The organism is Streptomyces palmae (assembly GCF_004684805.1).
Taxonomy (GTDB): Bacteria; Actinomycetota; Actinomycetes; order Streptomycetales; family Streptomycetaceae; genus Streptomyces; species Streptomyces palmae.
The window spans coordinates 1-8,277 of sequence record NZ_SRID01000310.1; the positions used below are offsets into that span (position 1 = coordinate 1).

General features: G+C 73.8%; 7 protein-coding genes and 1 pseudogene. 1 reads left to right on the forward strand and 7 read right to left on the reverse strand.

The window, feature by feature from the left end; translation table 11 throughout:
• Positions 1–71 precede the first annotated feature (71 nt).
• The 6 genes and pseudogenes from E4099_RS24880 to E4099_RS24905 form a co-directional block, all read right to left on the reverse strand.
• Positions 72–734 (reverse strand): annotated as a pseudogene (locus E4099_RS24880) (SDR family NAD(P)-dependent oxidoreductase); the annotation flags it as partial.
• Between the two features lie 29 nt (positions 735–763).
• A complete protein-coding gene (locus E4099_RS24885) occupies positions 764–1,849 on the reverse strand; it encodes a Zn-dependent alcohol dehydrogenase (protein WP_135341352.1) in 1,086 nt (361 codons plus the stop codon).
• Positions 1,850–1,962: 113 nt separating this feature from the next.
• On the reverse strand, positions 1,963–2,886 hold the full coding sequence (locus E4099_RS24890) for a MaoC/PaaZ C-terminal domain-containing protein (protein ID WP_135341353.1): 924 nt from the start codon (positions 2,884–2,886) through the stop codon (positions 1,963–1,965).
• A gap of 302 nt (positions 2,887–3,188) precedes the next feature.
• The gene (locus E4099_RS24895) at positions 3,189–4,454 is read right to left on the reverse strand and encodes an MFS transporter (RefSeq protein ID WP_209446721.1); all 1,266 of its coding nucleotides are present in this window, start codon (positions 4,452–4,454) and stop codon (positions 3,189–3,191) included.
• Positions 4,451–5,656, reverse strand: coding sequence for a PLP-dependent cysteine synthase family protein (locus E4099_RS24900; protein ID WP_135341354.1), 1,206 nt, complete (start codon positions 5,654–5,656; stop codon positions 4,451–4,453). Before E4099_RS24900 ends, E4099_RS24895 begins: the two co-directional genes overlap by 4 nt.
• Before the next feature lie 135 nt (positions 5,657–5,791).
• Complete coding sequence (locus tag E4099_RS24905; protein WP_135341355.1) at positions 5,792–6,217, reverse strand: hypothetical protein; 426 nt, start codon at positions 6,215–6,217, stop codon at positions 5,792–5,794.
• A gap of 345 nt (positions 6,218–6,562) precedes the next feature.
• Here E4099_RS24905 and E4099_RS24910 point away from each other — a divergent pair, with 345 nt between their 5' ends.
• Entirely contained in the window at positions 6,563–7,258 is a 696-nt protein-coding gene (locus E4099_RS24910) for a DUF6445 family protein (protein ID WP_135341356.1), read from the forward strand.
• Positions 7,259–7,303: 45 nt separating this feature from the next.
• Here E4099_RS24910 and E4099_RS24915 read toward each other — a convergent pair whose 3' ends face one another.
• Entirely contained in the window at positions 7,304–8,182 is an 879-nt protein-coding gene (locus E4099_RS24915) for an SDR family NAD(P)-dependent oxidoreductase (RefSeq protein WP_135341357.1), read from the reverse strand.
• Positions 8,183–8,277: the final 95 nt, after the last annotated feature.

Sequence of the window (8,277 nt, forward strand, 5' to 3'; positions counted from 1 at the left end):
GGGCTCGGAGATGTTTATAAGAGACAGGTACCCGCCGCGTCCGCCTCGTCCCCCGTACCCGCCGGGCCCGCCCCGTCGCGCGGGAACCGGCCGAAGACGTCCTCGGTCATCCGGGTGCGGGCGCGCGGGCAGATCGCGTTGGCGGTCACCCCGTACCGGGCGAGGGCCGCGGCGGTGGAGGTGGTGAGTCCCACGACGCCGCCCTTGGCCGCCGCGTAGTTGGGCTGTCCCGGCGAGCCGGCCAGGAACGCCTCGGAGGAGGTGTTGACGATCCGGCCGTACACCGGAGCGCCGGACGCCTTGGCGCGCTCCCGCCAGTGCGCGGCGGCGAACCGGGTGGTGTTGAAGTGGCCCTTGAGATGGACCCGTACCACCGCGTCCCACTCTTCCTCGGACATCGAGAACACCATCCGGTCGCGCAGGATCCCCGCGTTGTTGACCAGGATGTCCAGCGAGCCGTGGCCGTCCACGGCCAGCCGCACCAGCTCCCGCGCCTGTGCGAAGTCGGCCACGTCGCCCAGGTGGGCGGTGGCGCTGCCGCCCTCGGCCCGGATCTCGGCCGCGACCTCCTCGGCCGGCGCGGCGGAGGGGGCGCCGGTGCCGTCGCGGCCGGGCTGCCCGTAGTCGTTGACGATGACATGGGCGCCCAGCCGGGCCAGTTCCCGTGCCTCGGCGCGACCGAGGCCGCGCCCGGCGCCGGTGACGATCGCGGTCTTCCCGTCCAGTATCGGCATAGCGGCCCCTCGGAGGATGCGGGTTCGGGTCAGATCTCGACACAGGTGCGCAGGCCCGCGCCGGTGCGCATCTGGTCGATCGCGTCGTTGATCTCGCTGAGCCGGACCCGGTGGGTGATCAGGCCCGCCAGGTCGATCCGGCCGGCCCGCCACAGGGCGATGGTGCGCTGGTAGGAGCGGCGTACGTCCCCGCCGCCGTACAGCGAGGGCAGGATGCGCTTCTCGTCGAAGAACAGCTCGAACATGCTGAGCTTCAGGAAGTCGTCCAGCGCGCCCGCGCCGACCACGCACAGGGTGCCGCCGCGCCGGGTGGCGTCATAGGCGGCCCGGGCGGTGGCCGCGGTGCCGACGACCTCGAAGACGTAGTCGAAGCCCTCGCCGCCGGTGATCCGGTCGCGGGCGTCGGCCAGCGCCTCCGGGGCGACCGCCTCGGAGGCGCCGAAGCGCAGCGCCGCCTCGCGCCGGGACTCCACCGGGTCGACCGCCACGATCTGCGCGGCACCCACCGCTCGGGCGCCCTGGACGGTGCTGATGCCGACCCCGCCGCAGCCGATCACCGCCACCGAACTGCCGGCCGCCACCCGGGCGGTGTTGAGGACCGCGCCCAGGCCGGTGGTGACCCCGCAGCCGATCAGTGCGGCGATGTCGTAGGGCAGGTCGTCGGGGATGGGTACCGCGCAGCCGGCGTCCACCACCACCTCCTCGGCGAAGGTGCCGGTGCCGGCGAAACCGAAGAGGTGCTCGGGACTGCCGCCGGGGCGGGCGAAGTTGGGGGTGCCGGCGTTGAGGAACCCGGTCAGGCACAGCTGGGTCTGCCCGCGGGCGCAGGACGGGCAGTTGCCGCAGGCCGGCAGCCAGCAGACCAGCACCCGGTCGCCGGCGGCCAGTCCGGCGACCCCGTCGCCGACCTCCAGGACCTCGCCGGCGCCCTCGTGGCCCGGGACGAACGGGGCGGGCTGCGGCAGCACCCCGGTCATCGCGGACACGTCCGAGTGGCACAGTCCGGTGGCCCGCATCCGCAGCCTGACCCTGCCCGGCCCGAGCCCCACCGCTTCGACGCCGTCCAGGACGTCCAGTCTGGTCTGACCTGTCTCGTGCAGTACGGCTGCGCGCACGGTGCGGCTCCTCTCGGGTGCGGGGGTGCCCATGGCATGCGGGGCGCGGGGTGTCCCCGGGGCGTACGGGGCGCCGGGCGCCTCATGGTGTGCGGGACGCGGGGCGCTCGGGGTCAGTGGTGCTCCACCACGGTGTCGGCCAGGACCGGGGCGTCCTCGCGCTCCACCGCGGTGACGGCGGCCTGGATCCGGCCCCGCTGCCGCCAGGCGCGGACGCGCAGCGTCTCGCCGGGGAAGACGACCCCGGCGAAGCGGGTGGAGTACGTCCGCACCCGGGCCACCTCGCCGTTCAGCAGGGTGTCCACCAGCGCCTTGAGGGTGATGCCGTAGGAGCACAGGCCGTGCAGGATCGGGCGGTCGAAGCCGGCGAGCGCGGCGAACTCCGGGTCGGCGTGCAGCGGGTTCCGGTCTCCGGAGAGGCGGTAGAGCAGGGCCTGGTCCTCCCGGACGGGGCGCAGCAGGGTGTGGTCGGGGGCCCGGTCGGGGAGCTCCAGCCGGTGGGAGGGGCCGCGTTCGCCGCCGAAGCCGCCCTCGCCCTTGACGAAGATCCGGGTGTCGCTGGTCCACAGCGGCCCGTCGGCGTCGGCGGCCTCGCTGCGCAGCACGATCACCGCGGCCTTGCCCTTGTCGTACACGGCGGCGATCCGGGTGGTCTGGGTGGCGGTGCCGTGGACCGGGATGGGGCGGTGCAGTGTGATGGACTGGCCGCCGTGCAGGACGGCGGCGAGGTCGACCTCGATGCCGGGTGCGCTGAGGCCCCCCGCCGTCGCCCCGCCGCCTTCGGCCTCCCGGTTCCGCTGGGTGAAGGGGGAGCCGGATCCGGCGACGGTGGCGAAGCTGGGCAGGGTGTGCAGCCTGCTCTCCAGGGTGTAGCGGAGTTCCCCGGGGTCGGTGGCGGCGCTGCTGCCCGCCGGCCACTCCGGCGGGGTGGTTCCGGCGCCGATGCCGAGGTGGTAGAGCTGGACGTCCTTGGGGTCCCAGGCGATCTCGGTGCTGCGGGGTTCGGCGGAGAGGGCCTTGTCGGCATCGATGGGCATGGGGCGGCGCTCCTTGGCCAGGGGTCCGGTACGGAAGGACCCCGGCCCGTCCGTCCGCACCGTCGGCCGTGCCGGGGTCTGCTCGGTCGGCCTTCGGCGCGCCACGTCTAGAACGCGTTCTAGCCGATGGCCCATGTATAGCCGATCGGCCTGGGGCCGGGAAGGCTGCCGGAGAGATTTTCTGACGCAGTGTCAGCTACTGTCCTCGGCCCCGGCTCGGGAGCCGGCGCCGTACCGGCTCCCGAGTCCCCGAGTCCCCGGGGCGTCGGCCGGGGGCCGGGACCCGGGGAGCCGGCGGGTGGTCAGGCGGTGGCGGGCTGGGTGACGGGACTGTCCAGGTGTCCGCCGCGGGCGAGTACGGCGACCGCCCCCGCGCACCCGGCCCCGATCAGGGCGAGCACGGTCCACACCAGCCAGGGGGCTTCGGCGTGGGCGGCGTCCCAGAGCGCGCCCAGGGCGAGGTTGCCCAGGGTGATGCCGAGGCCGGAGACGGTGTTGTAGAGGCCGTAGTGGGTGGCGACCAGCGTGTCCCCGGACAGCGCGACCACGGTGTCCATCTCGAACGGGTAGACCACCGCCGCCGCGGCGGCCAGTACGGCGACCGCCACCACCAGGGCCGCCAGGCTCCCGGTCGCGGACCGGGCGGGCGCGACGGCCAGGGGCAGGAAGGCCGCGCCCATCGCGGCGAGGCCGGCCACCAGCGCCTGGTGGGGGGTGAGGCGCCGCTTGGCCCAGTCGGTCAGCCGCAACTGCCCGGCCACCGCCACCGCGGCGGAGACCACGAACAGCCCGCTCGTCGCCTTCCGGCCGTCCGCGCCCAGGGCGGCGTCGGCGGCCAGCGGCAGCACCAGGTAGACCTGGAAGGTCAGTACGCAGGAGCCGATCATCGCCGCGGAGAACAGCAGGAACGGCTGGTTGGAGACGACCTGCCGCCACTGCCCCCATACCGATGGCACTCCCCCGCCTCCGGCGGAGGACGGGTGCGGCCCGGTGCCGCGGCGGGCGGGCAGGGAGCGCGCCTGGAGCACGCTCAGGGCGGCGAAGATGACCGCGGCCGTGGTGCACACCGCCCGGAAGTCGGCGGCCAGCAGCGCCAGCCCGACCACCGGTCCGAGCATCATCCCGGCCTGGTAGTAGACGTTGAACGTGGCGAAGGCGTCCACCCGCCGCCCGCCGGCCTCGGCGGCGAGGTAGGCGCGTACCGCGGGGTTGAACAGGGCGCCGGCGAACCCGGTCGCCGCCGAGGCCGCGATCAGCGCCGGAAGGGTGTCCACCCAGCCCAGCAGTGCGAACCCGACGGTGCGCAGCAGGCAGCCCGCCAGGATCGGGGCCTTGTAGCCGAAGCGGTCGGCGATCGTGCCGCCGATCAGGAACATGCCCTGCTGGGAGAGGTTGCGGACGCCGAGCACCAGGCCGACCGTCCATGCCGCCAGGCCCAGGTCGCCCGCGAGATGGGCGGCCAGGTAGGGCATGAGCATGTAGAAGGCCAGGTTGATGGCGAACTGGTTGACCATCAGCAGCTGGGCCGCGCGGCTGAACGATCGGGTCTGCGTCAGGACGTTCCTCACCGGACCGCTCCGGCCAGGTCGGGGCTTCCCGCGTCCGGGGCGGCGGACAGCGGGTCGGTGACGGTGCGGCAGCGGGTCCAGCGGGTGACCACCGCCTGGTCCGGTCGGGCGATCTCGTCCGGATCGTCGGCCGGCCGCCGGCCCAGCAGCTGGTGGGCGCGGCAGTAGTCGTCGTCGAAGACGGTGGAGACGTAGCGGTGCGGGCCGTCGGGGAAGACGGCGGCGATGCGCTCCTCGGCCGGCGAGGTACGGGCCAGGAAGCGGGCGACCAGCGCCACCGCGCCCACGCTCCACCCGCCGGTGGCGTAGCGGGTGCGGGCCAGTGCGCGGGCCGCCCAGACGGCTTCGGGGGCAGCGACCCAGTGGACCTCGTCGAACAGGTCGTAGGCGACGTTCCGGGGGTGGATCGAGGAGCCCAGACCGCGCATCAACCGGGCGCCGGCGGGCTGCCCGAAGATGGTCGAGGCGCAGGTGTCCACCCCGACCACCCGCAGGGTCGGGAAGAAGGCGCGCAGTACGCGGCCGACGCCGGCGGAGTGGCCGCCGGTGCCGACCGAGACGACCAGCGTGTCGATCCTGCCGAGCTGGGCGACCAACTCGCGGGCGAGGGGCCGGTAGGCGGCCACGTTGTCCGGGTTGTGGTACTGGTCCGGACACCACGCGTCCGGGTGTGCGGCCAGCAGCTCGGCGACCCTGTCGCGGCGCGCCTGCTGCCAGCCCCCTTCCGGATGCGGGGTCCTGACGGTGTGCACCTCGGCTCCGTAGGCGCGCAGCAGCCCGGCGACCTGGGGCTCCAGTCCGGGGTCGGTGACCACCGAGACGGGATGGCCGTAGGCGATCCCGGCCAGGGCGAGGCCCAGGCCCAGGGTGCCGGAGGTGGACTCCACGATCCGGGCACCGGGCGGCAGCGCCCCGCGCTCGCGGGCGGCGGCCACCATGTACAGGGCGGTGCGGTCCTTGATGCCGCCGGGGTTGTGGCCTTCGAGCTTGGCCCAGAACCCGCGCCCGGCGGAGGTGAAGGGCTGGCCCACCCACAGCACGGGGGTGTCCCCGACCAGGGCGGCGGGCGTGGCGGCGGATCGCGCCGAGGCGGCGAGCAACTGGGCGGGACAGACCGACGGGGGATCGGTGGCGTCGGCGGGATCGGTGAGGTCGGTGGGATCGGTGGGGTCGAGGACGGCTGACGGGTGGTTGCGCTGCATCGATGACGGCTCTCCCACCGCCGTCCACGGCATGGCGGCCGGCGACGGCGGTGTACAGGATCGAGGGGAACACGAGACGGCTCTCCGCACTCCGGCCCCGCGGCACGAGCCGTGGGGACGGGGCGGCGAGTCCCGTCAGTTCCGCCAGACCTGCAGTGCCGCCTGCCGTCTCGCACCGGACCGCGACGACTCCTGCTCCTGGTCCGGCGGAGCCCGCCCCGGCGCCGCCACCGGAACCCCGCCGACCGCCGGCAGGGCCGGCTGCGGCAGTGGCCCCTTGTCCCAGCCGGTCTGCGCCAGCACCGGCTCGTCGACCCCGGCGCACAGGTGGGGCGCGTGGTGATGGCCGCACGAACCGGGCCGTTCCACCGCGTGCTCTGGTGTCGGTGCCGCCTGCGCCGCGGCGGACGCGGCGGCGGGCGCGAGGGAGTCCACCCGCCCGAGGCCGCCGGACAGCGGCCCGTGCGCACAGCCCACGACATGCACCAGGACGAGCAGCACCAGCGCGAGCCAGGACACCCGCGCCGCCGCCGACCGCCTGCGTGACGCACCGATCACCACCAGCGTAGAGTAACCGAACGACTACATAAAGTTCCCGTCAGGCGCTGTGCCCCTCAGCCGGCCGCACCTCCGTGCGGCTCACCGGTATGCCCGCCGGACAGTGTCCGACCGGACCGGGCCCCGCCCGGCCTCTCCGCCCCACCTGCCGCGACGTTGCCGGACATTGGCCTTGCCCGGCGAACTCCGTACCGTGCTTTGGTTTCGTGTTTACCCGCTCCAGAAACAGCGTTCGCGGCACACCGGGGAATGCCCGGATTCACCCCGGATCCCGGGCGCCTTCGAGTTGACGGAAGGTTGACCGCCGCAGAGGACAGCGGTGGCCGAAGCGTACGTATGGTCTGCCGCATGCTCCCTCTCCCCCGCGCGAATACCCCCGGCGCCCATAACCCGCTCCCCGTCCTGCCTTACAGAAAGCCGACACAGGGCCGCGATTACTGGGTATTCGACGATGTACTGCCCGACGCGGTGGCGGTCCGGGCCCGTTGCCTGGCCACCGAGGAGTGGACCAAGGGATACCCGTACGCCCGGGAGAGCTGGCCTGGCCTGCGCACCATGCCAGGTCTGCTGCCCGCCGAGCTCGCCAGGGTGGAACGGCTGGTGAAAAAGGCGACCGGTGCCGGGGACCTATGGGTCCAGAAGGCCCCGGGCGGCGGCACGCTCAACCACAACTGCGTGCAGGTCGTCGGAAAAGGCGAATGCGAACCGCGGCCCCACACCGATTCCCGGAATCTCTGCCGTTACGCGGCGGTGCTCTATCTCAATCCGGGGGTTCCCAAGGGGTGCGGCACCAGTTTCTACCGGCAGCGACTTCCCGGCGGAACGCTGGGCGGAAACACGGTCGCCGCCCCGCACAACAACCTGGTCGATGCACTGGGCACGCGGTTCGTTCCGCCGAACTCCTTCATCGAGGACGTACAGGTTCCGCACCGCTTCAACCGGCTGCTGCTGTACTCGGCCAACCTGATGCACAGCGCCACGGGGTACTGGGGCAGCACTCTGGAGGAGAAGCGGATGACGGCGGTCTTCTTCTGGATGGCTTGACCACCCCTCCCCCACACCGGTGCCGTTCCCGTCGGGTACCCCGTGTCAGGTGCGCAGGTAGGAGGCGCCGTTGAGGTCGAGTACGGTGCCCGAGCTCCACTGGGCCTGCGGGGAGGCGAGCCAGAGCACCGCCGCCGCCACCTCCGCCGGCTCGGCGACCCGCCCGAAGGGGCTCTGGGCGCGGATGCCCTCCCCCTCCGCGCCGTCCAGCCGGTGCGCCACCCGGTCGGTGTCGATGAAGCCCGGGGCCACCGAGGTCACCGCGATCCCGTGCGGGGCCAGGGCCACCGCCAGCGACTGGCCCAGGGCGTGCACGGCCGCCTTGGTCGCGCCGTAGGCGGGGTGGGCGGGTTCGCCGCGGAAGGCGCCGCGGGAGCCGATGTTGACGATCCGTCCACCGGTGCCCTGCGCGATCATGCGCTGCGCGGCGAGGTGGCTGAGGTTGGCGGTGGCCAGCAGATTGACGGACACCTGCCGCTGCCAGACCGCCGTCCACTCCTCGTAGGAGGTGTTCGCCGGCGGGTGCGCGGGGGCCGCCGCGGCGGCGTTGTTGACCAGTACGTCGATGCCGCCGAGGGCTTCCGCCGCCGCCTCCGCGAGCCTGGCGGTGGCCTGCGGATCGGACAGGTCGGCGCCCAGCAGCGCGTGGCCGGTGCCGTCCAGTGAGGCGAAGGTGGCCTCGGCCTCGTCCCGGCGGGAGCCGTAGTGCACCGCCACCCGGTCGCCCTGGGCCGCGAACGCCTGGGCGATCGCCCGGCCCACCCCTCGGGAGGCGCCGCTGACCAGCACCCGGCGACCGGTACCGGGAAAGCCGGAGGAGCCGGGGAGGGCGCCTGCCACCGGCTCGGCGGGGCCCCGAGCGCCCTGGGACTCCTGGGATTCCTGGGACTGGTGGGATCCCTGGGACTCCTGGGAAGAGGTCATCGCTCTGCTCCGAACTGGACGGGGACGGATACGGAGCCACCCTACGGTGATCACGGCTGGGTGCGGCGGGGTGCCGTCGGCCACCCGGCCCGCCC